The sequence below is a fragment of the Brevibacterium aurantiacum genome, assembly GCF_900169065.1.
GTDB classification, from domain to species: Bacteria; Actinomycetota; Actinomycetes; order Actinomycetales; family Brevibacteriaceae; genus Brevibacterium; species Brevibacterium aurantiacum.
On record NZ_FXZB01000009.1, the window covers coordinates 80,735 to 104,541 of the forward strand.

Below are 23,807 nucleotides of genomic sequence, written 5' to 3' on the forward strand. Positions count from 1 at the left end.
GGCGCTCAATTGTGCTTGGGTCACCCTGAGGCGGAGTTGCGCTTCCTCTCAGGGTGGCGCCCGCGGCCAGTCGAGGGCAAGGTCAAGGAGCCGGGCCGAGAGTCACCTGGCGTCCGCATCTTGGATTGAGATTTTTCATTTCTACGGCTTGTAGAAAATATTCTACGGAGCGTAGTAACGTCGAAAGCACCCAATCAACCGGACGACCTGGAAAGGCCGTTGCAGCCACGTGGTGCTCTGGCATCACGAAAGGGGCAGATGTGATTTCCCAACCCGCACTTTCCGTCATCCGCGAGACCCTGCCGGTCGTAGGAGCCTCGATCGGCGAGATCACCCCGATCTTCTATTCGCGCATGTTCGCCGCCCGCCCGGACTTGGAGCGTGACCTCTTCAATCGCGGGAACCAGGCGCAGGGGGAGCAGCAGAAGGCGCTGGCCGGCGCGATCGCCGCCTATGCGACGCTTCTGGTCAGTGACGATGCGCCGAACATCGACGCCATGATGAGCCGGATCTCGAACAAGCATGCGTCCTTAGGGATCACCGAAGATCAGTACGCCATCGTCTACGAACACCTCTTCGCTGCCATCGCCGAGGTTCTCGGGGACGCCGCGACCTCCGACGTCGTCGACGCCTGGACGGCGGTCTACTGGGACATGGCCGACTCGCTGATCAGAGCGGAGAAGGGGCTCTACGCCCGCTTCCAGGTCGACCCCGGCGATGTCTGGCGTGAGCTGGTTGTGGTCGCACGGACCCAACAGTCTCCGACCACCGTCAGTCTCGAACTTGCCCGCGAAGACGGAGCGGCGCTGCCCGAGGCGCAGCCGGGGCAGTACCTGTCCGTCCAGGTGGCGCTTCCCGATGGTGCACAGCAGATTCGCCAGTATTCTCTGACCAGAACCTCGAACCGCACGTCGTGGGCTGTGACGATCAAGGCCGAGCCAGGCCGTGCCGAGTCGGGTGTTCCTGCCGGAGAGGTCTCGAACTTCATCCACGACAACGTCTTCGAAGGTGACACCCTGCGCTGCTCCCTGCCCTATGGCGACCTCGTCGTCGAAGAAGCCGATGAGCCGCTGCTCTTGGTTTCGGCCGGAATCGGCTGCACGCCGATCATCGGGGCGCTCAATCACCTGGTCCAGGCCGAGTCAACCCGCCCGGTCACAGTTCTCCACGCCGACCAGTCGATGGCTTCCCACGCGCACAGGCAGGAGATGGCGGAACTGGTCAACCAGCTGCCTGGCGCGCAGATGCACTACTGGTACGAACAGCTCGGTGCTCGCCCGGCCACCGACACCGTCCACGAGGGCTTCATCAACCTCGCCGAGGTTGGTGTGGACCTGCGCGCGCAGGTTTACCTGTGCGGTCCACCGCCGTTCATGAACGCGGTGCGACGTGGGCTCGGTGAACTCGATGTCCCCGCCGGCAACGTCCACTTCGAGGTCTTCGGGCCCGATACCTGGAGTGCTGCCGCGGAGCCGGTGTCGGCCTGATTCTCCGGTTCTGACCACACCCCATTCCGACGCCGAGGTGGCACGATCGGTCGTGCCACCTCGGCGCCGGTTGACGGCGGGGTTGAAGGGCGAGGATTCAAGCCTGAGGGCCGCGATGTACTAGGCTGGGCTCATTATGGCCCTTGATTATTCTGCTGAAATCGCCAACCTCCGTCAGACCTACAAAGCGATCCTGGACGTGTCCGATCTGGACAACCTTCGCTCCGAGGTCGCCGAAATGACGGAGCAGGCATCGGCGCCGTCCTTCTGGGACGATCCGGACTCCGCGCAGAAGATCTCGGCCACCCTCTCGCACAAGCAGGGAACCCTGGAGAAGCTCGAGAAGTTCGGTGAGCGCATCGACGATGCCGAGCTGCTCATCGAGATGTCCGAGGATGAAGGCGATGAGGACTCGAAGGTCGAAGCCGAACGCGATCTCAAGAAGCTCCACGACCAGCTGGCCGAGCTCGAGATCTCGACCCTGCTCAACCACGAATACGATGAGCGCTCCGCTGTCGTGACCGTGCGCTCCGGTGCCGGCGGCGACGACGCCACCGACTGGGCGCAGATGCTCATCCGCATGTACATCCGCTGGGGCGAGAACCGCGGATACAACGTGCAGCAGCTTGACACCTCCTACGCCGAAGGTGCGGGCATCAAGTCCGCAACCATCCAGGTCAACGCCCCCTACGCTTACGGAACACTGTCCGTTGAGGCAGGCACGCACCGTCTCGTGCGCATCAGCCCCTTCGATAACCAGGGGCGTCGTCAGACCTCCTTCGCTGCCGTCGAGGTTGTCCCGCTCATCGAGTCCACAGACCATGTCGAGATCGATGAGAACGATCTGCGCATCGACGTCTACCGGTCCTCGGGCCCAGGCGGTCAGTCCGTGAACACGACCGACTCGGCTGTGCGCATCACGCACGAGCCCACCGGCGTCGTCGTGAGCATGCAGAACGAGAAGTCCCAGATCCAGAACCGCGAAGCCGCGATGCGCGTGCTCCAGTCCCGCCTCCTCGACCTCAAACGCAAGGAAGAGGCAGCGCAGAAGAAGGAACTGGCCGGTGACATCAAGGCCAGCTGGGGTGACCAGATGCGTTCCTACGTCACCCACCCGTACCAGATGGTCAAGGACCTGCGCACCGGCTACGAGGTCAACAATCCCTCGAACGTCTTCGACGGCGACCTCGACGGCCTCATCGAGGCCGGAATCCGCTGGCGCAAAGAGCAGGAGATGGCCGAAGAGTCTGAGTGACCTTCGGCTGCTCGACTAGTTCACGAACCGCCTCGTTGACGCACCGCCTCGGCGGCTGTGAACTTCCTCCAATGCGCAACACACGCCCTTAAGCCTCCCCGAACATCACGGAGCTGTTACGTACAGTGGAAGCGGCCGAGCCATCCGCGACATGATTGAAGAACCTCTTGATCAAATTCGACTCAGTTTCGAAGTCCTACGACGCACGCTCCCGCCGAGCACTCGACGACATTTCGTTCGAGGCCGAGCGTGGAGAATTCGTGTTCCTCGTCGGCGCTTCGGGCTCGGGTAAATCCACGGTCATCCGCCTCATCCTGCGCGAAGAGGTCCCCAGTGCCGGACGGATCCACATCGCCGGGAAATCGGTCGTCAAGATGCCCAGCTGGAAGGTGCCCTACCTGCGGCGGGGGATCGGAACCGTGTTCCAGGACTTCCGCCTGCTGCCGAACAAGACCGTCTTCGCCAACGTCGCCTTCGCCCTCCAGGTCATCGGCAAGTCCCGGGCCGCCATGTCGACCCTGGTCCCCGATGTGCTCGAGACAGTGGGGCTGGCCGGCAAGGAGAAGCGCTACCCCAACGAACTCTCCGGTGGTGAGCAGCAGCGCGTGGCCATCGCCCGCGCCGTCGTCAACAAGCCAGGCATCCTGCTCGCCGACGAGCCCACAGGCAACCTCGACCCGACCACCAGCGCCGACATCATGTCGGTGCTCGAGAAGATCAACCGCAACGGAACCACAGTGCTCATGGCCACACACGACGGAGAGATCGTCAACCGGATGCGCAAGCGAGTCATCGAACTCTCCGAGGGAACAATCGTTCGCGATGTCGAAGAGGGCACCTACGGAGTCGCCTCATGAGGGCCGGATTCATCCTCTCCGAGGTCTGGTCGGGGCTGCGCAAGAACGTCTCCATGGTCCTATCCGTGGTGCTCGTGACATTCGTGTCCCTGCTCTTCGTCGGCGCCGCGATCCTGCTGCAGATGCAGGTCGGGCAGATGAAGGACTACTGGTACGACCGTGTCCAGGTCTCCGTCTTCCTGTGCCCACCGGATTCGGAGGCCACCAACTGCGTCGAGGGCGAAGCCACTGATACGCAGAAGAAGAACATCGAAGACCAGCTCGAAAGCTCTGAGCTTGCCCCCTATGTCGACGAGGTCTACTTCGAGGACAAAGGCGAGGCATTCGAGCACTTCCAAGACCAGTTCAAGGGCACCAGCCTCGAAGGCACCGTTCCCGAAGACGAGATGAACGAGTCGTTCAGGGTCAAACTCAAAGACGCCGAGAAATACGACATCATCAAGGAATCGTTCTCCTCGACTCAGGGCGTCGAAGAAGTCGTTGACCAGAACCAGCTTCTCGACCGTCTCTTCGGTGTGCTCAACATCGCCACCGTCGTCGCGGTCGCGATCGCCGGCATCATGCTGCTGTGCGCCATGCTGCTCATCGCCACGACCATCCGACTCTCTGCGTTCTCCAGGCGACGTGAGACGGGAATCATGCGGTTGGTGGGTGCCTCGAACACCTTCATCCAACTCCCGTTCCTGCTCGAAGGCGTCATCGCCTCGGCGATCGGTGCGACCCTGTCCGCCGGTGCGCTGGGCCTCCTCGTCCACTTCGGCGTCAGCGGCTGGTTGGAGGGTCAGGCGACCGGCTTCAGCCTGATCTCGGGAGTCAACGTCCTCATCGTGGCACCGATCCTCATCGCCATCGGTGTGATCATGGCCGGGGCATCGTCCCTGATCACCCTGAACAAGTACACGAAGGTCTGAGATGAAGCGCAGACTCGGTTTGGTTCTCACAGCAGCAGTGCTGGCCGTCATCATGCCCGTCACCTCGGCGGGGGCCAACCCTCGCGATGACAAGAGCAAGGTCGATGAGCGGGTCAAGGAGCTCCAGCAGGAGTTCGAGGGCCTCGACGAGGACCTGGCCCGAGTCATCGCCGAACGCGATGCCGCCGAGGAGAAGCTGCCCGACGCCGAAGCCGCGTCGAAGAAGGCCGATGACGCTCTGGCCGAAGCCATCGAGACCGATGATGCCATGGCAGCCCGTCTCACCTCGGCGCAGAATGCCCAGAAGGATCTCAAGACCTCGATCAAGGACGGCGCAGAGGAGATCGACAAGCACAAGACCTCGGCCGCGCGCATCGGGCGACAGGCCTACCAGAACTCCGGCATCACCTCCGACCTGGCGATGCTGCTGCAGATGGCCGAGGGCACAAGCGCCGACGGCGGAATCGGGCGGGTGGACTCCGCCGTGCGATCGCAGCAGCGCACGATCGACACCCTCTCCGAGCAGCGAGCGGTGAACAAGAACAACGAAGAGCGCCTCTCCGGTGTCACCGATGAGATCTCGGACCTCAAGGACGAAGCCGCCGAGGCGGTGCTGGCCAAGGAAGCCGCACAGATCGACGCGAAGAAGAAGTCCGACAGCCTCAACGACATCATCACCACGAAGGACGATGCTGAGAAGACGATCTCGGATAACAAGGCCGAGACCGAGGAACAGCTGCAGAAGGAACAGGACGAGCAGGATCGCCTGGCGAAGAAGGTCCGCGACTGGGAGAAGGATCAGGAGAAGAAGGGCAAATTCGTCTACGGCGACGGCGAACTGGCCAACCCTGCCAAGGGCTATCCCACCACTTCACCATTCGGGTACCGCATCCACCCGATCACCGGAGCCAAGAAGCTGCACTCGGGCACCGACTTCGGCGTTCCCTGCGGCACACCGATCCGTGCAGCAGGCGATGGCATCGTCGTGATCTCCGGTTGGACCGGCGGCTACGGCAACCGCGTGGTCATCTCCCACGGAAAGATCAAGGGCGACTCGATCGCCTCGACGTACAACCACAACACGGACCTCAAGGTCCGTGACGGGCAGAAGGTGAAGAAGGGTCAGGTCATCTCGGATTCGGGCACGACCGGTGCCTCCACCGGCTGCCACCTGCACTTCGAGATCATGAAGAACGGCGGCTACGTCGACCCGATGCCCTACATCTCCTGACGACGGTCATCGTCCTTCAGAACCTGACCTCGCCGAGGTGGCTCCCGGTTGAATGTGATTCTGGCCTTTCGTGCGCGATATCATTGAGCTAGAGTAGTTGGTCTGCGTGTCTACGCGATTGAGCACTCCTCGGGGGCTGACAATCGAGGTCGGACACACTGAACCGAGACACAGGAAGGAGGCCGGACATGCCGAAGGAAACTGGCAAGAAAGTCATTGCGAGGAACCGCAAGGCACGCCACGACTATCTCATCGAAGATACGTGGGAGGCCGGTCTCGTGCTGAGCGGAACCGAAGTGAAGTCGCTGCGAGAGGGCAGGGCGTCGCTGACAGACGGTTTCGCATTGATCTTCCAGAACGAAGCGTGGCTCGAAGGCGTCTACATTCCCGAATACGCACAGGGGACATGGACGAACCACACCGCTCGCCGCCGGCGGAAGCTGTTGCTGCACCGTGACGAGATTCTGCGGCTGTCGCAGAAGGTCAAGGAATCGGGACGCACACTCATTCCGCTGGAACTGTACTTCGACGGATCGCGCGTCAAGGTTGAGATCGCTCTGGCCAAGGGCAAGCGCGAATGGGACAAGCGTCAGGCGCTGCGTGAGGCACAGGACAAGCGTGAGGCTGAGCGCGCCATCAAGTCCAAGCAGTTCCTCTGAGCTGACCCAGTCGACACCGCCGGCGAACCGGATTTCCGTTCGTGGGAATGCAATTGGATCGACTGGTGTTCTACGAGTATGCTGGTTATTCTGGTCAGCGCATGAGCCTGTTTATGCAGGTGAATGAGCTGGGCAGGTTTGGTAAAAGAATATGGGGATGATCGGTTTCGACGTCGGACACTGCGACGGGAGAAGCGGGCCGAGAATGTAGAGTCATCTCGTTAATGTCCTCTGCAAAACAATAGGTGCTAAGTCTAATAACCGCACCGATTTCGCCCTCGCTGCCTGATTAGGCCGAGCTGCGAATCCGTCAGTCTAGAGTTGCTTCCACTCTAGGTCCTGGCGTCGCTTAGGGAGCCACTGCTTCAGATATTTGTTGAGGGTATCTGAGGGACTTTTACTCAACTCCGTTCGTTGGTCCACATGTTCGTGTGAGGGCCAGAACCTAAGAAACTACTTCACGAACTGCGCCCGGAGAAGTCCTGACAATCTGCCGACGGACGCGGGTTCGATTCCCGCCATCTCCACCCATGGAAGAAGCCCGGTGACTCAGAGTTCTGAGTCACCGGGCTTCTTCGCGTCCGGAATCGCGACTGAGCCGCCCGCGCCCCTACGAGTTCACACGAATGACTTCCTCCTGGTACGGCGCGATGACCGCACCCGAGATCCGCAGGTCGAGGACCAGGAACTTCCGTTCGTCGACCGGAGTCGCCTTCCACTCGTTGACGACCTCGAGATCAGCCAGCGAGCGAACCGCGACACCCTGTCCTCCGGCAGCGCTGCCCAGGGCTGCGAAGTCGATCTCGTCGATGAGCATCGGCGACTTATCCAGCCCTTTGAGACCGTACAGGTTCACCTCGGCGCCATAGGCGGCATCATTGAACACTACGGCCATGCCGCGGCCTCCGGCTGAACGGATGGCGGTGTCGAGGTCGGACAACGCCATGGCGCCGCCCCCGTCGCCGGTGGTGAGAACGATCGTCGAATCCTGATTGGCCCGGGCAGCCCCGGCGACGCTGTGCCAGCCGAGTCCGATCGACTGGAATGCGGTGCCGACCATCGCCAACCGGTCGGGTGCGCTGGGTTCCCAGAACATGTTCGCCCACGCGATGAAGTGACCGCCGTCGGAGACAACGACGCGGTCCTCGGGCATCAGTTCTCCGAGTCTCGCAGCGGCTGCACGCGGGTCCAGGCGACCGTCCTCAGCAAACTCCGTCCCCATCTCATAGGCCCGGTCGGAAGCTGTGTCCACGGTTTCGCGCCACCCGCTCGGCTGAGATCCGGCAGCTTCCAAGCGAGAAACCAGCTCACCCGCGGCAAGCTTCACGTCGCTGCGGATGAAACCGCCGACCCTGGCATTCGTTGCCCGATCGTCGGTGTCGATCTGCCAGACAGTCGTCGACGGGTGGAACAGTTCGCCGAAGCGCATGGTGAACTGGTTGAGCGAGGCCCCGAAGACGACGGCGACATCGGCTTCATGGATTCGTTCCATCGCCTCCGGGGCTCCGAAGCCTCCGGCCACACCCAGGTCGAACTCGTCATCAGGGAAGACGTTTCGGCCCAGAGCAGTCGTGGCAGTCAATGCCCCGGTGGCCTCTGCCAGGGCGCCGAGTTCCTCTTCCGCTCCCGCCAACCACGCGCCTCGCCCGGCCAGCAGAACTGGTCGCTCCGCCTCGGCGAGGGTGGAGGCCAAGCGAGCGAGTGAGGTCTGTGCGAATTCGGACGACGGCGCCAGGGGAGTGGGCTGACCAGGTCCAGGGACTGAGGGGATCTCGCCGATGTCGAGGGTCGCGACATCGTAGGGGATTGCCAGGACGACGGGCACACGGTACGTCAGCGCGTGCTCGATGGCCGTGACGGTCGCGGCCGCAGCATCGACGCGCCCCACGGTGTAGGTGCGCACGCCCACAGCCGAGGCCATGGCGATCTGGTCGACATCCCACGGGCGAGGTCCGGACGTGGGCTCATCACCGACGACGAGGACGAGTGGCACCTTGGCCTGCGCAGCCTCGGCCAGTGCAGTGAGTGTGTTCGTGAATCCGGCGCCATAGGTTGTGGTGGCTGCAGCGATGCGCCCGGAGGTGCGGAAGTGCGCATCGGCGGCGACGACCGCGCCGGCCTCGTGGCGAACGGCAGTATAGGTCGCCGAGGTGGAGGTCAGCAGAGCATCGAGGAAGTAGGCGTTGCCGTTGCCCATGAGTCCGAAGACCTCATCGATGTGGTGGGCCAGGGTGTGAGCGACGTGGGCAGAAGTGTGAGCCATAAGGGGCCTTTCGCGAATGAGAGATATGGAAGAGAACGATCCATATATGTCTCACACGCGTTGTCCGCGGCTTCGCGCTCCTTTTTCGAGCGCCGGCTGTTCGGCAGCAACCGGAATCAACGTTGTCACCGGCCTGACCATTCGAATATAGAGGAAAGCGGGCCGGCCGTCCAAGCCGGCACCTTCTCGGTGCAGACTCGAACGACCGGCCCGCTGGCAGCCAGTGCGGATGCCTGCTAGCGGTTCAGGCGTTCCTTCCAGGCGGCCATGACCTCTGGAGGCGTCGGCTTCGTCACCAGCGAACCGATGACGTAGCCGAGCAGCGAGGCGATGAGGCCCAGGTAGATGGCCTCGTTGGAGTAGATGCCCATCGTGATCATGATGACGATCGTGGTGAGCGAGCCCAGGATCATGCCCGCCATGACGCCGACGATGTTGCCGCGCTTGAAGATCAGCCCGCCGAGGATGGGGATGAAGAGCCCGGCCACCAGCAGGTTGTAGGCGACCGTCAGTGCCTCGACGACGCTGGGCATGATCATCGCCAGGATGAGGGTGACGACGCCGAGTCCGATGAGGTAGATGCGAGAATCGCGGATCTCATCGCCGGTCTCACGCACCAAAGATTTCACCAGCGTCGACTTCGTGCTGCTCGAGCCGTAGGTCGGTACGCCGTCGGTCTGGGTCGCGCCCTCTGGTGTCGAATCGGGCACGTCCTTCGTCGCCGGAGCGATGTCCTTGCGAGCCAGCAGGGGTTCGACGATGTCCTGGCGGCAGACGGTCGCGGCGGCCATGAGTGAGCCGGATGCCGTCGACATCATCGCTGCCAGTGCCGCGGCGAGGACGAATCCGCCCAGCAGGGGTGACATCGCAGCATCGACGACGGCGACGAACACATCGTCTTGGACCTCGATGCCGGGAACGATCTTCGTTGCGGCCATGCCGATGAGCGCACCGGCCACGGCGTAGAGGAGGCAGTAGACGCCAGCGGACAGACCGCCCCACCTGGCCACACCCGGGCTGCGTGCGGTGAACACGCGCTGCCAGATGTCCTGGCCGATGAGCAGCCCCAGAGTGTAGATGAGGATGTAGCCCAGAATCGCCTGCCAGCCGATGCCCACAGGGCTGGTCTGCTCGGCCGGCAGTGAGGAGAACAGCTCTCCGATGCCGCCGGACTTGCTCAGCACGACCGGGAGCATGATGAGGAAGATGCCGATGGTCTGGATGAAGAACTGCACGAAGTCGGTCAGCGTGATCGACCACATTCCGCCCAGCATCGAGTAGAGGATGACGATGCCGCCGCCGATGAGCACCGACCAGAACTTATTGAGGTCGAAGAGCGCATGGAAGATCGTCGCATAGGCGACCGTCGACGTCGTGGAGATCATCAGCCCGTAGGCGGTCATGATCGTGCCCGAGACCAGGCGGGAGCCCTTCCCGTAGCGCAGCTCCAGCATCTGCGAGACCGTGTAGATCTCCAGCTTCTGAATCTTCGGGGCGAAGAACAGGGAGAGCAGGATGATGCCCAGGCCGATGCTGAACACCAGCCACATCCCCGACAGGCCCGAGGTGTAGCCGAGTCCGACGCCGCCGATCGTCGAGACTCCGCCGAGCACGACAGCGGATATCGTGCCCGTGTACAGCCACCCGCCCAGGCGGCGACCGGCGACGAGGAAATCGTTTTGGTTCTTCGCCTTGTACCGGCCCCAGATTCCGAATCCCACCATGGCGGCGAGGTAGATGATGACGACTAGAGAGTCCACGTCGACCCTTTCTTGATTGGCTGCGCGAGCAGCCGGCTAATTGGGTGCTTCAGCACCCGACGGTGATGTGAATGGTGGTGGGAACGGTCCGTTCCAGCGCCTCGGCGACGGCCGCTGGCAACATCTCGTCGATGTCGGACTCAGCGATCGTGACACCTGCCCCACCCATGGAATGGCCCAGGGCCGCGAAGTCGGGACGGGCGAGCTTGACCGCGAACGGTTCGATCGTCCGGTCGACCATCTGAGCCTCGATTTCGGCGTACCCGCCGTTGTCGACGATGACGAAGGGAATCCCCAACCCCAGCTCGCTGGCCGTCATCAGTTCCTGGATCGAGAACATGGCCGCCCCGTCTCCGAGGATGCAGGCAACCGGTCGAGCGCTGTCGGCCAGCTTCGCCCCGATGGCTGCCGGGATTCCGTAGCCCAAGGTCGCGAAACCGGGCATGTAGAGCAGCTGGTCGGGTGTGCTGGCCGTGAGAGCATGCACGGAACCGTCGTAGGTGACCTGGGACGAGTCCCCGGCGACGACGACAGCAGGTCCTGCACCCTGTTCGACCAGGCGGGTGACGCGGGCACCGATGGACTCGAAATCGAAGTCCGAGTTCCATGAGCCTCGGATCGCCGCGACCCGGTCGCTTCCGCTTCCAGTCGACGAGGCATCTCTCGCCGAGGTGGTCGTGGCCCCATCGTGGTCCAGCTCGGCCATCAGCGTGGTGAGGAACTCGCCCGCGTCTGCGCAGGCGAGGATGTCCCCGCCGAGGTTCTTGCCCAACTGGTCGGGGTCGATATCGCAGCGGATGACGAGCTGCGCGGAATTCTCATCGCGGATCCCGACCGAGGTCTGGGCGCCGATGAGTCCGCCCCACAGATCGGAGTCAGCCAGTTCGGAACCGAGGACGATGAGGACGTCGGCGGCAGCGGACTCGGCCTGGACACTGGGGAAGCGGACATTGGAGCCCAGCGACAGCGGGTGGGTCTCAGAGATGATGCCCTTGCCGTTGGCTGTTGTGGCCACAGGTGCGTCAAGTCGCTCGGCGAATGCCCTGACCTCGGCACTTGCCCGCCGGGCACCACCACCGGCGACGATGAGCGGGCGAGCGGCGCCGGCCACCGCCTCGGCGGCACGGGAGACGACACGCGAATCAAGACCGGGACGGCGTCCGGGAATCGGGGTCGGCACGCTGCCGTTCCAGGCGCCCTCGAGCACGTCGAGGGGAACCTCGATGTGAACGGGGCCGGGCCGCGAAGAGGAGAACATGGCGAACGCCTCGGCGACGGCCTGTGCAGCACCTTCGGCGGTGCGCGTGCGCTGGGAGGAGACCAGCAGGCGGTTCAGTGCGCCCGAGGAGTCCTTCGTCTCGTGCAGCATTCCGACATCGGCGCGCTCCATGCCGGTGGGGACACCGGGGGAGAGGATGAGCATCGGTCGTGACTCCGCGTACGCGGTCGCCGCAGCCGTGATGACGTTCGTCAGTCCCGGACCTGAGGTGGTGATGACGACCCCGGGTTTGCCGGAGACGAGGAAATACCCGTCGGCACCGTAGCCGGCACCCTGCTCGTGGCGCGGAGTGATGGCCCGGATGCCGAATTCGCTCAGGTGGCGGTAGAACTCGAGATTGTGTGTGCCGGGGATCCCGAAGATCGTGTCGACGCCGTGTGCGGCCAGAGTCGCGATGACGGCCCGACCGCCGTTGCGGAACTCTTCGCTGGGTGCGGCGCTGTTCTTGTCATCTGCCATGGTCAGACTCCGAGCGCTTCGCCGCTGGGTCCCGAGGGACCGGTGAGACCATTGGCCTCGGCGGCCCACAGGGAGAGCATCTCGTAGCCGACGTGGGCGGCGGCGAGTCCGGTGATCTCGGCGTGATCGTAGGCCGGTGCCACTTCGACGATCTCGGCTCCGACGACATTGAGTCCCTGGAGTCCGCGAATCGAGTTGAGCAGTTCGCGACTCGTCATGCCGCCGGCCTCAGGCGTGCCGGTGCCCGGAGCTGCGGCCGGGTCGAGGACGTCGATGTCGACGGAGAGGTAGACGGGTGCGTCACCGAGTCGTTTGCGTATGCGGGCCACGACTTCCTGGACGGAGGTGAACTGGTAGTCGTCGCTGCGGATGATCTGGAAGCCGAGCACGGCGTCGTCTTCGAGATCCTTCTGGCCGTAGAGGGGTCCGCGGATGCCGACATGCATGCAGGATTCGAGGTCGAGCAGGCCCTCTTCGCTGGCGCGGCGGAACGGGGTGCCGTGCGTGTATGGAGCACCGAAGTAGGTGTCCCAGGTGTCGAGGTGGGCGTCGAAGTGCAGGACCGCGATCTTGCCGTGCGTCTTGTGCAGGGAACGCAGGTTCGGCAGAGCCAGTGTGTGGTCACCGCCCAGGGTGAGCAGCTTCGCCCCGTCGGCGCGCATCTCATCGGCGGTGCGTTCGACTTCGGTGATGGCTTCTTCGATGTCGAAGGGGTTGACGCCCAGGTCACCGCAGTCGGCGACCTGCTGCCAGGTGAATGCGTGGACGTTCGTGGCCTGGTTGTAGGGGCGCAGCAGCTTCGAGGACTGGCGGATGTGGGCGGGACCGAAACGGGCACCGGGACGGTAGCTGACTCCGGCGTCGAAGGGGACACCGAGGATCTTGACGTCGATCTTCTCACCAGGCCTCTGGGCTTCGACCTCGTCGATGCGCGGGAGCAGGCCGAAGGTCGGTGGCCCTGCGAATCGTGGTGTCTTGCTGTAATCGGCTGGTCCCAGGGGTTGAGTCGACATCGGCTCTCCTTCGAAATCGTGAATGCTGACGGTAGTGCGTGATTGCCATCAGCCTAGGACGTGGCTCACACCACGCCGATATCCACAATGGACAATCTGGAGAATTGAGTATCCAGTGCGGATAGTATTGGGGGCATGGTCACTTTGGGTCAGCTCTGGGCGCGGCAGGAACTCGCGCTCGATGTCGTCGTCGATTCGCCGCACTCCAGGCTGGAAGATGTCACGATCGTGCACTCCTCGGAGCTGCCCGCCGTCGACGAATGGCTAGCCGGGGGAGAGGTCCTGCTCACGATCGGTGTCAGCCAAGACCTCAGCGGCGAGGGTGTGGGCGACTATGTCGGTCGCCTCAAGAGAGCAGGCGTCCATGCGCTCGGCATCGGTCTCGGTTCTGCCCTGCCGTGGCAGGAACTTCCACCGGTGCTGATCGAGCAGGCGAGGGCACAGCAGTTGGCCCTGTTCGGGGTGCCCGAACCGGTCCCCTTTGTGGCCGTCGTCGATGCCTTCACCAGAATGCGAGAGGAGGAGACGACCCGGGAACTGACCAGGGCCAGCAGCGCGGGACGCCGCTTCGCCACCGACCTTGCACATCAGGGCCCCGCAGCTCTGGTCGACGATCTGGCCAGCACCCTGGCTGCAGATGTCCACTTCGTCTCACCCACAGGCAGGGGCCTGACTGGTGCTGATGCGAAGATCCAGGTGCGCCACGAGCTCGTTCTCGAGGCCCTCAAGCCCTCCATGGCACCGCGCCTTCTGCGCACTGAGGCAGGCATCGTCGAGGCAGTACCGGTCGGAGACGAGCAGGTGCGGGCCTGGATCCTGGCCCCCGCCGAGGCGACGGGAAATCCCCGTACTCGCGCCCTTCTTCTCTCCACTGCAGCGGCACTGCTGAGTCTGAGCATCACGGAGGCCCCACATCGGCGATCGGAGTCACCGCTCTTCACCACTCCCTTGACACCAGCCCAGGCACGGACCGAGTGGGTGCAGGAGACCGGTCTGGCTCCGGTCTCGCGAGTGAAGTTCACGGTCTTCGGCAATGTGCGCGGTGAGGACCCGGAGACGCTGATGGGGGATCTGGGACCCGGAACACTCCTGGTCCGTGCAGGGGCGATGCTCGGCGTCATCGAGGCTGGCAGGCAAGACACCGATCGCATCTATCGCGATGCCGCAGACTCCGCAGGTTCCTCAGATCTCGCAGCAGATCAGGTGAGCATGGTCGACCGGGTCGCGGAGGTCACTGGTCTCAGCGAACTGTCCACGAAGTTGATCCCACTGGCCCAGGTCCACCACGCCTGGACCGTGTGGCGAACGCAGCACGAAACCGCGAGCTCGGATGTTCGGGCGCTGCTGTCATCGATCGATGAGGCGGCGGCGCAGAGATTCGTCGACCGAGTCCTGGGCGCGCTCCTCGCTTCACGCGACGAACAGGACCTGCTGCTGACGCTGCGGTCGTTCATCGCGACCGGGGGAGTCAGGGATGCGATCGCGACCGAGCTCGGCATTCATCGCCACACAGTGCGAGCACGTATGGCGAAGATCGAGACATTGTTGGGCCGCGACCTCAGTCGGGCCGAATCGGTCCAGGCCGTGGCCTTGGCCCTGGAGCTTGCCGAACTCTGAAAGTCGGTCGGCTCAGCCGAAGTGCTCGGCGTAAAAGGCCGATGCGACCGTGAGGACCCGGTCGAGCCCTTCCTTCTCACCGATGCTGATGCGGACCCCATCTCCGAGGTTGCGCACCGCGACAGCCTGTTCGACGCAGGCATCTTCGAAGGCTGAGGACAGCGGACCCAGCGGCAGCCACACGAAGTTCCCCTGCGCCTCGGGCACATCCCATCCTTGGTTGCGAAGAGCCTCGGCGAAGTCATCGCGGACGGCCGCGATCTCCTTGGCCCGGATACCGACCTCATCACTGTGGCGCAGGGACTCCAGTGCGGCAGTCTGGCTGACATCGGTGACTCCGAAGGGGATGACGGCCTTGAACAGTCCCTGGATGACCGATGCGTGAGCGAGCGCGTATCCGACCCGCAGGCCGGCCAGAGCGTGAGCCTTCGAGAAGGTCCGGACCAGAACGACATTGGGGTAGTCGGCCACGAGAGCGACCCCATCGACGACTCCGTCGGCGGTGGCGAACTCCCAATAGGCCTCGTCGAGGGCGACCAGCACCGTCGCTGGGACGTGATCGAGGAATCGGCGCACCTCCTCATCGCGCAGCGCCGGCCCTGTCGGATTGTTCGGGGAGCAGAGAATGATGAGGCTGGTCTTGTCGGTGATCGCCGCAGCCATCGCGTCGAGGTCGTGTCGACCGTCGTCACGGACCGGAACCTCGACCCGTTTCGATCCGGCCAGACCCGTGGTTTGGGGATACATCTCAAACGAGGGCCAAGGGTAGATCGCTTCGGTGCTGGCGTCCGAGGTGATCTGAGTCAGCGCCACGAGCAGTTCGCTGGCGCCAGTGGTCACGATGAGCTCATCGAGACTCACGCCGAGGCGGTCGGCCAGTTCTGTGCGCAGAGCCAGTGCCGCATCATCGGGGTACAGGGCAGGATTCTTCGCATCGGCGACCATGGCTGCGACGACGGCCGGCAGCGGCTCGAGGTAGTTCTCATTCGATGACAGTTTGAACGGGGTGAGCCCGTCGATCTCCTTGGGTGCCTTCCCAGGAACGTACGGTGGGAATGTCTCCAGCGAGGCCCGCAGCCGCGGGGTCGAGGTGCTGTCAGCTGAGGTGTCCGGAGTGCTCATGGAATCATGATCGCACAGGAGACTCACCAGGGTTTGTCCGGGGCCGAACGACCTCCGTCACCGCCGGGTCCCTGCTGTTGCTGTTCACGGTCCGAGTTCTCGCCGCGCTTGCGCAGCTTCTCACGCTTCTGCTCCTCCTCGGACTTCTCTCCGGAGTCATCAGATTTCTCTTCGCCTTCGTCAGAGCCTTCTTTCTCGTCCTTCTTCTTCGAGTCGTCTCCGGAGTCGCCGTTCTTCTGATCATCGCCCTCAGAACTCTCGGAGTCGTCGCTTTCGGACCCCTCCTGCTTCGACTTCTCTCCGGCCTTCTTGTCCTCGACGCGTTTCTTCGCCTCGTCGCTCTTCTGCTGCTCTTCGCTCTTCTTCGGCTGGCATTCCTTCGGAGCATCCTCCAAGGTCTTCAGCGACTGTTCGTAGAGTTCATCGGTCTTCTCAGGGTCCTGGCCCGCAGCCTCATCGGCGAGCTTCTCGTAGACATAGGACAGGTTGATGCGCACGGCGCACTCGTCCCGGACGGGAGCAATCTCGAGAGCCGACTCGAGGTCGTCTCGCGCTGGTTCGAAATCGCCGACTGCTGCCTCCGCGGTGCCGCGATTGTAGTAGCCGATGTGGCGTTGGACCGGACTGAGTGTGAGGAAAGCGGTCGATGCCTTCTTCGCTCCGGGGAAGTCATTCGACGAATAGCGTACCTGTGAGGCCGCCCCGAAATAGAGGGTCGCAGCCACATAGCCGAAGACGAGCAGCAGGACGGAACCGATGATGATGTTGATGCGAGACAGCCTGCGCATCGTCGACCAGGTGCGTGTGATCCGGTTCATGGTCGGCCTCCTCGTCGTGTGGGTGTAATGGTGCGCAGGCGCATCAGTTCGCGGACCCCGAACACCATTTCGACTGCGATCCACGCGAACACGAGGATCAGGGGAACCCAGAAGTATTCGTCGACGGTGACCCGTCCATCCTTCTTCACCAGAGTCTGGTCATACTTCGGTGCTGTGTAGATGCTCGACATCGAGGCTCCGCCGTCACGATGGTGGTACTTCACGCCGAGATCATTCGCCAGCTGTTTGAGGTTGGACTCGTCGATCATCGAGATCCCGGGATTGCCCTGACCGTCGCGAATGTACTCTTCGCCCGATCCTCCGGACCCGCCGCCAGCACCGTCAGGGTCCTGGGGGTCGCCGAGGCCGGGATCATCGCCTGGAGACGATTTGTAGCCGAAGGGCTGGGGTTCCTTCATCTTCCCGCCCTGCGCGGTTCCGTATCCGAACACCGCGCCATCATCGATGCGCGAGGCGAAGGATGACCATGAGTCGACAGAGGTCTCAGCCGTCTGCTCACCGTCGCCGAAGTAGAAGACCAGGCTCTTGTTCTCAGGACGATCCTCCTGATTGGACTTCATGCGTTTGTCCAACTCAGCACCCGCCTCGGTGATGGACGAGCCATTGGAGTTCAACGACATCTCGGGGCTGAGGACGTCGACGGCGGAGGCGAACGCAGCATGGTCGGTCGTCAGCGGCATGACCGTCGAAGCGGTTGAGGCAAAGGAGATGATGCTCAGCCTGGTGCCGGGGAGCTGCTTGGCCAGGTCGAGCATGTCCTTCTTCACCCCTTCCAGGCGGGTCTTGTCACCGTCATAGTCTTCAGCGGCCATCGAGGTCGTCGTGTCGACGAGGAAGTAGACGTCGGCTGCGGCCTCGTACTCCTCGGTTGAGGATTTGATGGGAATGCCGGGGCGGGCCAAAGCGAGTGCGAGCACGGCGACGATGCCCATGCGTGCGAACCATTTCCAACGCGGACCGTCCCCGCGCACAGCCGGAATGATGCACACGGTCAGCAGAGCGAGGACGAGGAAGCCCCATCCGAACCAGGTGAAGACGGGATCGAAGATCATGATTTGGTCCTCCATGCCAGAACGAAGACAACGGCGAGGCCGAAGACCGCGATCCCGAGAGGAACGGTGGGCATGTCATGGACGACGGTGTAGGAGCGGCCGGGAGTGTTCTCGGCCTCCTGGCTCTGGATCTCTGAGACGATGCGGTCGATCGTCGAGGCCGAACCCATGTCGAACTGCTTTCCTCCTGTGCGATCGGAGACCGACTTCAGTTCCTTGGTCTGCGGGTTCGTGAGCACCGATGGGGGAGAGAGGCTGTAGACCCTGACATCCGACTCCACTGCGATGTCCGTGGCCTCGTTGAGGTCGAAGAGCGGGTCACCTGCGAGCATGTTGTCGGTGGCGAAGACGATCGAGCGGGAACGATCCTCATCCTGACGGTCGAAGTTGTCCACGCAGGAGACGAGACCGTCGCCGATGAGAGAGGAACCGCCGATGTTCGGCGGTGAGGTCGACCAGGAGTAGTCGGTGCCTTCCGAACCCCAGGTGCGGAATCCCTCTTCGGCTTCCTCAAGGTAGTTCTGGACCATCTCGTAGTCATCGGTGAGCGGGAACGCGGAGACGGAGGTGGAATTGAACACGGTCATGCCGATGCGTTCGCCGTCGAACCGGTCGACGAGTTCCTGATAGGCCTCGAGGAGATCGGCATCGTATCCGAGCATCGAACCGGAGACATCGAGGCAGAGCATGACGTCACGCAGCTTCTTCTCCGGGTTGACGGTCTCGACCCAGGCAGGCCGAGAGATCCCGGCGAGCGTCGACAGTCCGGTGAGGGCGATGACCGCGAGCAAGGCGACCGTCGTGAGCAGGCGAGTCCGCATGGCTTTGCGGAAACTCGGCAGGGTCGTCATCCGGGCGCTGTGTGCCACGGCAAGTGAGGAGGCGGTGGCCTTGGGCCTGCGAAAGAAGAAGACCGCGGCCGCGGCCAGCACCAGGAGGATGATCGCCAACCACCAGAGCATCAGGACCATCGCGTCACCAGCTTTCTGGCACCGGCGATCTGGGGCCCCAGATCGTGGGCTTCGTCCTCAGCGAACTCCGCCTCGTAGAGTCCCGACAGGGACTCGGCGAGGTCATCGAGACCGGCCACAGCCGCGTCTCGGTAGGTGAGGTGCTCGGCCTTGACGCCCCACGCGTCACGAGCGAACTCGCGCACGATCTTCGCCAGGTCCCGGGCGGAATCCCTGACGCCGACATCTCCGTCACCGAGTTTCGACTCGACGGCGGCGATCCGTGACATGTAGGTGCTGCGGACAGGAATGGGAATGCGCGGCCGGGATTTCGCACCTGAACCGGCAGCCGCGCGCAGCAGCGGAGCGAACAGATTGAGGACGGCGGCCAGCAGAACGGCACAGGCGGCGACATACCACCAGGCCGAGAGCTGCAGCGGCGCGACGAGTTCAGCGGGGCCCACGGCGGTGCCTCAGCAGAAGAGTGTGGAGGTTGCCCAGTGCCTGGTCCGGGTGGGCGAGTTCGGTGTGTGAGATCCCGAGCTTCGAGAGCAGGTCGCTTCGGTGCTGCCGGCGGCTGGCCTCGGCGGCGTGGAATTCGGCGCGCACACTCGGGTTGGCCATCACGGATGATGGCAGGCCGACGCCCGGTCGTGAGACGTCGAACGGCGCCGAGGCGGTCGGCAGCTGGGCGAGGTCTGCGTCGGTGATCGTGATCCACAGGATCTCGTGCTGCGCGCGCAGACGTTTGATCGTGGCCTCTTCCTTCGCGCCGAGGGGCGCTTGATCGGAGATGACGACGACGAGCATCCGGTGGTTGATGTGGGTGGCGATCCACTGCAGCTGCTCATTGATCGAACCGTCGCTGTCGGTGCCGGCTTCGGCGAGGATCTGCTGCAGCAGGTTCTCCAAGTGGGCTTCGCTGCCCTTGCAGGGCGATGCGGTGGACCGCGCTGAGTTTCCATGGACGAGCATCACGTCATCACCGTGGCGTACGGCAAGGTAACCGGTCATTCCGGCCATGAGGATCGCCAGCTGTCGTTTGTCGACTCCCGCCGAGGTGACGGCGTCGAAGTTCCGGGAGGAGTCGACGACCAGTGCCAGAATGTGCCTGCGGTGGGCGACGTAGCGTTTGACCAGTGGGTTCGAATGTCGAGCCGTGGCCTTCCAGTCGATGTCGCGGATCTCGTCGCCGGGGATGTAGTCACGCAGGTCATCGAAGTCGAGGCTGTGTCCGTGGAAGACAGAGGAGTAGTCCCCATCGAGGAGCCGGCGGGTCCGACGGTGTGCGTGGATGGTCATCCGCGCCTTGATCCGATTGAGCAGAGCAGTCATCGATGCAGCCGATCAGGGAGTCGGGACGGCCATGAGAAGGGCATCGACGACCTGTGCGCTCGTGATGTTCTCGGCCGCGGCTTCGAAGTTGAGTTGGATGCGGTGAGCGAGGATCCGGTGGGCCAGGTCCTTGATGTCCTCGGGGATGACGTAGTTGCGGCCCCGGATCATCGCCAGGGACCGTCCGGCGTTGGTGAACGCGATCGAGGCACGAGGACTGGCGCCGTATTCGATGAAGGGAGCCAGGCGACCCAGATACTTCGTGGTGTTCCTGGTCCCGTGGACGAGCTCGACGAGGTACCGGCTGATCGATGGGTCGACGTAGATGGTGCGTGCATACTGCTGCAGCGTCTCCACGTCCTCGAGGCTGCACGAGGGCTTAGGCACGGAGTCGCGGTCGAAGACACCCGAATCGAGACGGGAGAGGATCTCCATCTCCTCGTTGGGACTCGGATGGGTGAGGAGATCTTTGATCATGAACCGGTCGAGCTGAGCCTCGGGAAGCTGGTAGGTCCCCTCCTGCTCGATCGGGTTCTGCGTGGCCATGACGAGGAACGGACGCGGAAGTTCGAACCGCTGGCCGCCGATCGTGGTCTGCTTCTCCTGCATCGCTTCGAGCATGGCGCTCTGCGTCTTCGCCGAGGACCGGTTGATCTCATCGAGGAGGACGATGTTGGCGTGCACGGGGCCCAGGACCGTATTGAACGAGCCCTCCTGAGCGTTGTAGATCTGTGAGCCGATGATGTCGGCTGGCAGCAGATCGGGAGTGCATTGGATGCGGGAGAACTTTCCGGCCACCGCATTGGCCAACGCCGCTGCCGCGGTCGTCTTGGCTAGTCCAGGAACACTCTCCAGGAGCAGATGACCACCGGAGAGGAGACCGATGAGCAGGCTCTCCCGCAAACGCTGCTGCCCGACGACGAAATGGTCCAAATAGGACTCCAAGCCTTTGAGAATCGATTGAGCATGCGCGATCTCTTGAGTGTTGGCGGGTGCCGTTGCCGTCATGGTGGGGCCTCTCAAATCTCAACTGGCTGACAAAACAAGCATATGGGCTGACCCTGACACACGTCTGGGCACTTTCGTGATGCTCCTATGTTGTGTCAAATGGTGCGAAGTAGGAACTCCCGATAGTTGACAACGAACTCGTCATCACGAGTCACCGCTCGCTCGATCTGGGAGATCTTCGCAGGCCACACTCCGAATTGGCCTGCCACATCCTGGAGTGTGATCTTCATCGACAATCGTAGCGGTCGGAGATCATCGACGGCGAGGACTTCGGGTGGGTTGACGATGCGAGTGTAGACCTCGTTGGCGACGTAGCGTTTGAGACACCGTATGACTTCCTTTTTGCTTTTAGTGTTGTTCGTCGTTCGTCGGGCCACGTAGTCCTTGGTGCGTTGGTCGTGTGCCATGCGGGTGATCACGATGCGATGCAGAGCCGCGTTCGCCTGTCGAACACCACCGCGATTAAGCCGGTGCCGGTGAGTTTTGCCCGACGAAGCCGGTATGGGGCTGGTCCCGCATAGCGCCGCAAAGGCTTCTTTGGAGGTGATGCGCTCAGGGTTTTCCCCGACAGTGACGAGTAGTTCGGCTGCAGTGACGGCCTTGACGCCTGTGGCTGCCATCAACGCGGGGGCGATGTCGGTGGCCTGGACGGCCAGGCGGGCTTCTGCCTCGTCGATCTCTTCACTCAGGTAGGTAATACGGCGAGCGAGTCGGCGAAGCACATGCCCGAGGTCGTCACCGTCGTTTGGGCGTGTGGCCGCGAGTGCGGTGTAGAGGGCATCGCCCTTGAAGGGGGCATACTTCTGGCGAACAGTGTCGGGGGCGGTGGTGAGGAAGTTCTGGATTTGGGTCATGGCCGCCGAGCGGGCTTTGACCGCGGTGCGGCGGGCCCGCTGTGTAACTCGGAGGCCGTCGATGGCTCCGCCGAGGAGTTTCGGGATTGGGAGGTCATCGGCATCGGCGGCGATAGTCTTCGCTGCGGCGTAGGCATCGATCGGATCGGATTTCCCGCCGCGTCTGGTCTGCCTGTTGGGGCGGATGACTTCCCTGACAGTGACTTTCTGAGTGCGCAGGTACGCGGTGATGCCGGCCCCGTAGGAAGCGGTGCCCTCGATCCCGACGGCTAGCAGAGTGCCGAATGCGACGATGAACTTCAGCAGGTCCTTGTAGCCGGTGCTCGTGGTCGGGAATTCCTTGTCGCCGAGTTTCTTCCCGAGTTCGTTGACGATTCCGACGTGATTCGTTGCTTGGTGGGTATCGATTCCGGCGTACACATTCGGTGGTGTTCCTGTCATGATGGTTATGCCCTTTCCGTTGCTCTGGTGGGGTGAGGGCCAGCCGGTCGGGCAGACAGGACGTTGGTGGGATTCCGTGGTCGCGGATTCACGCTCCTATAAGGTCATGTCCCCACCTGCTGGTTCTCTTCGGTGGTGACGGGGCTCCCGGTGGACAGATCTCGAGAAAGACACCACACGGGGGAGGGCCAGTCAGTACCGGGGCCACACTGGGAATCCCGACCCTTCTAGTATCAACGTCAGTACCGACACATACATTTCAAGGAACGACACACAGCCGTGGAAGGCGCCGCGAAGTCGCGCACAACGCCACGAAATCGACGCGATGAAGAAGGGAGGCGGTGACCGTGGAAGTGGACCATATTCGACCGCAAGCGCAGTCGAGCGTGACACGCCGAAAAAGTGCCCACAGGTGAAATTTTTATCTGTGGACAAGTGTGGAAAACGCAGTAGGGGGAGGCGCCCGAAAATGGGTTTTCGGCCCCGCTGCCCAGTGTCCTCGCAGGTGATCGAACTACATCAGTGTCATTCGTGACTTGTGGATGACTGTGGACGATTTGAACACAGGGTGTGGATGATCGAAACAACACTGGTGTAACACTGGATATAGGGGTAGAGTCGACCCCGAACACAACATCTAGTGGTCACACTCGGGCCTGATCTGCGTGATATTCGTCATTGTCAAGGTCATAGCCCGAGCTGGACATACCGTGGAATCTAAGCCGAAGTGCAGAATTGAGGAGTCGCGATGATCACCGTGTACACCAAGCCATCTTGCGTCCAGTGCAACGCCACCTACCGTGCGCTCGATGCCAAGGGTCTGAAGTACAAGTCGGTCGATCTCAGTGTCGATGAGAACGCCTTGGATGTCGTCAAGGCCATGGGCTACATGCAGGCTCCCGTCGTTGTCACCGACAACGACCACTGGTCAGGTTTCCGTCCGGACAAGATCGCCACTCTGGCCGGCGAGCAGACCTCGGTCTCCGTTGTAGCCTGACATGCTCCTGGTCTACTACTCGAGCAGCTCTGAGTACACCGACCGATTCGTCAGCAAGCTGCGGCACCCCTCACGCCGACTTCCCCTGCTGACAAAAGATGAGACGCTGGCGATCGACGAACCGTTCGTCCTTGTGACTCCCACCTATGGAGCCGGCCCCAACAGAGGCGCCGTCCCCAAGCAAGTGATCAAGTTCCTCAATATCGAATCGAATCGCCGCCACCTCGTCGGCGTCATCGGCGCCGGAAATACGAACTTCGGCGAAGAATACTGTCGCGCGGCACACAAAGTGGCCGCGAAATGCAATGTACCCGTGCTGTACCGTGTCGAACTCCTCGGAACCCCAGAGGACGTCGAAGCAGTGAATTTAGGATTGGACAAACTGTGCGCGAGCTCGCTGAAGACCGCAATGTAGAAG

Annotated in this window: 21 protein-coding genes and 1 other RNA gene; 10 read left to right on the forward strand and 12 right to left on the reverse strand. The window is 62.7% G+C overall.

What is annotated here, in order from left to right:
• Positions 1-260 precede the first annotated feature (260 nt).
• The 7 genes from BAUR9175_RS07775 (at position 261) to ssrA (ending at position 6,930) form a co-directional block, all read left to right on the forward strand.
• The gene (locus BAUR9175_RS07775) at positions 261-1,487 is read left to right on the forward strand and encodes a globin domain-containing protein (RefSeq protein WP_101583415.1); all 1,227 of its coding nucleotides are present in this window, start codon (positions 261-263) and stop codon (positions 1,485-1,487) included.
• 136 nt (positions 1,488-1,623) lie between these two features.
• On the forward strand, positions 1,624-2,742 hold the full coding sequence (prfB, locus tag BAUR9175_RS07780; RefSeq protein ID WP_069600633.1) for a peptide chain release factor 2: 1,119 nt from the start codon (positions 1,624-1,626) through the stop codon (positions 2,740-2,742).
• Positions 2,743-2,909: 167 nt separating this feature from the next.
• Entirely contained in the window at positions 2,910-3,599 is a 690-nt protein-coding gene (ftsE, locus tag BAUR9175_RS07785) for a cell division ATP-binding protein FtsE (protein WP_009881952.1), read from the forward strand.
• Positions 3,596-4,510 carry a permease-like cell division protein FtsX gene (ftsX, locus tag BAUR9175_RS07790; RefSeq protein WP_009881953.1) on the forward strand — a complete coding sequence of 305 codons (915 nt, stop codon included), beginning with the start codon at positions 3,596-3,598 and terminating at the stop codon, positions 4,508-4,510. Before ftsE ends, ftsX begins: the two co-directional genes overlap by 4 nt.
• Before the next feature lies 1 nt (position 4,511).
• Entirely contained in the window at positions 4,512-5,741 is a 1,230-nt protein-coding gene (locus BAUR9175_RS07795; RefSeq protein ID WP_009881954.1) for a M23 family metallopeptidase, read from the forward strand.
• A gap of 188 nt (positions 5,742-5,929) precedes the next feature.
• The gene (smpB, locus tag BAUR9175_RS07800; protein ID WP_009881955.1) at positions 5,930-6,400 is read left to right on the forward strand and encodes an SsrA-binding protein SmpB; all 471 of its coding nucleotides are present in this window, start codon (positions 5,930-5,932) and stop codon (positions 6,398-6,400) included.
• A gap of 153 nt (positions 6,401-6,553) precedes the next feature.
• Positions 6,554-6,930, forward strand: a transfer-messenger RNA (tmRNA) gene (gene ssrA, locus BAUR9175_RS07805).
• Between the two features lie 80 nt (positions 6,931-7,010).
• On the opposite strand, the gene BAUR9175_RS07810 is transcribed toward ssrA, so the two are convergent.
• From BAUR9175_RS07810 to speB, 4 genes are all read right to left on the reverse strand, one after another.
• A complete protein-coding gene (locus BAUR9175_RS07810; protein WP_096157349.1) occupies positions 7,011-8,663 on the reverse strand; it encodes a thiamine pyrophosphate-binding protein in 1,653 nt (550 codons plus the stop codon).
• A gap of 236 nt (positions 8,664-8,899) precedes the next feature.
• On the reverse strand, positions 8,900-10,423 hold the full coding sequence (locus tag BAUR9175_RS07815; protein ID WP_101583417.1) for a sodium:solute symporter family protein: 1,524 nt from the start codon (positions 10,421-10,423) through the stop codon (positions 8,900-8,902).
• A gap of 49 nt (positions 10,424-10,472) precedes the next feature.
• The gene (locus BAUR9175_RS07820) at positions 10,473-12,161 is read right to left on the reverse strand and encodes a thiamine pyrophosphate-binding protein (protein ID WP_009881960.1); all 1,689 of its coding nucleotides are present in this window, start codon (positions 12,159-12,161) and stop codon (positions 10,473-10,475) included.
• 2 nt (positions 12,162-12,163) lie between these two features.
• On the reverse strand, positions 12,164-13,174 hold the full coding sequence (gene speB / locus BAUR9175_RS07825) for an agmatinase (RefSeq protein ID WP_009881961.1): 1,011 nt from the start codon (positions 13,172-13,174) through the stop codon (positions 12,164-12,166).
• Between the two features lie 135 nt (positions 13,175-13,309).
• On the opposite strand from speB, the gene BAUR9175_RS07830 reads away from it, so the two are divergent.
• Entirely contained in the window at positions 13,310-14,791 is a 1,482-nt protein-coding gene (locus BAUR9175_RS07830) for a PucR family transcriptional regulator (RefSeq protein WP_101583419.1), read from the forward strand.
• A 12-nt stretch (positions 14,792-14,803) separates the two neighbouring features.
• Here BAUR9175_RS07830 and BAUR9175_RS07835 read toward each other — a convergent pair whose 3' ends face one another.
• The 8 genes from BAUR9175_RS07835 to BAUR9175_RS07870 form a co-directional block, all read right to left on the reverse strand.
• The gene (locus BAUR9175_RS07835; protein ID WP_009881963.1) at positions 14,804-15,913 is read right to left on the reverse strand and encodes a histidinol-phosphate transaminase; all 1,110 of its coding nucleotides are present in this window, start codon (positions 15,911-15,913) and stop codon (positions 14,804-14,806) included.
• 23 nt (positions 15,914-15,936) lie between these two features.
• The gene (locus BAUR9175_RS07840; protein WP_101583420.1) at positions 15,937-16,731 is read right to left on the reverse strand and encodes a tetratricopeptide repeat protein; all 795 of its coding nucleotides are present in this window, start codon (positions 16,729-16,731) and stop codon (positions 15,937-15,939) included.
• Positions 16,728-17,804, reverse strand: coding sequence for a vWA domain-containing protein (locus BAUR9175_RS07845; RefSeq protein WP_101583422.1), 1,077 nt, complete (start codon positions 17,802-17,804; stop codon positions 16,728-16,730). Before BAUR9175_RS07845 ends, BAUR9175_RS07840 begins: the two co-directional genes overlap by 4 nt.
• Positions 17,801-18,775 carry a vWA domain-containing protein gene (locus BAUR9175_RS07850; RefSeq protein ID WP_101583423.1) on the reverse strand — a complete coding sequence of 325 codons (975 nt, stop codon included), beginning with the start codon at positions 18,773-18,775 and terminating at the stop codon, positions 17,801-17,803. The genes BAUR9175_RS07845 and BAUR9175_RS07850 overlap by 4 nt, the downstream gene beginning before the upstream one ends.
• Positions 18,766-19,218: a hypothetical protein gene (locus tag BAUR9175_RS07855; protein WP_069600625.1), complete on the reverse strand. Its 453-nt coding sequence runs from the start codon at positions 19,216-19,218 to the stop codon at positions 18,766-18,768. The genes BAUR9175_RS07850 and BAUR9175_RS07855 overlap by 10 nt, the downstream gene beginning before the upstream one ends.
• Positions 19,205-20,089 (reverse strand): DUF58 domain-containing protein, encoded by an 885-nt coding sequence (locus BAUR9175_RS07860; RefSeq protein ID WP_101583425.1) that lies wholly within the window; start codon positions 20,087-20,089, stop codon positions 19,205-19,207. The genes BAUR9175_RS07855 and BAUR9175_RS07860 overlap by 14 nt, the downstream gene beginning before the upstream one ends.
• A gap of 12 nt (positions 20,090-20,101) precedes the next feature.
• Positions 20,102-21,097, reverse strand: coding sequence for an AAA family ATPase (locus BAUR9175_RS07865; RefSeq protein ID WP_009881973.1), 996 nt, complete (start codon positions 21,095-21,097; stop codon positions 20,102-20,104).
• A gap of 95 nt (positions 21,098-21,192) precedes the next feature.
• The gene (locus tag BAUR9175_RS07870; protein ID WP_205677022.1) at positions 21,193-22,392 is read right to left on the reverse strand and encodes an IS110 family RNA-guided transposase; all 1,200 of its coding nucleotides are present in this window, start codon (positions 22,390-22,392) and stop codon (positions 21,193-21,195) included.
• 748 nt (positions 22,393-23,140) lie between these two features.
• On the opposite strand from BAUR9175_RS07870, the gene nrdH reads away from it, so the two are divergent.
• Together nrdH and nrdI are read left to right on the forward strand one after the other, a co-directional pair.
• Positions 23,141-23,389: a glutaredoxin-like protein NrdH gene (gene nrdH / locus BAUR9175_RS07875; RefSeq protein ID WP_009881976.1), complete on the forward strand. Its 249-nt coding sequence runs from the start codon at positions 23,141-23,143 to the stop codon at positions 23,387-23,389.
• Position 23,390: 1 nt separating this feature from the next.
• The gene (gene nrdI / locus BAUR9175_RS07880; RefSeq protein WP_009881978.1) at positions 23,391-23,804 is read left to right on the forward strand and encodes a class Ib ribonucleoside-diphosphate reductase assembly flavoprotein NrdI; all 414 of its coding nucleotides are present in this window, start codon (positions 23,391-23,393) and stop codon (positions 23,802-23,804) included.
• The last annotated feature ends 3 nt before the right edge of the window (positions 23,805-23,807 follow it).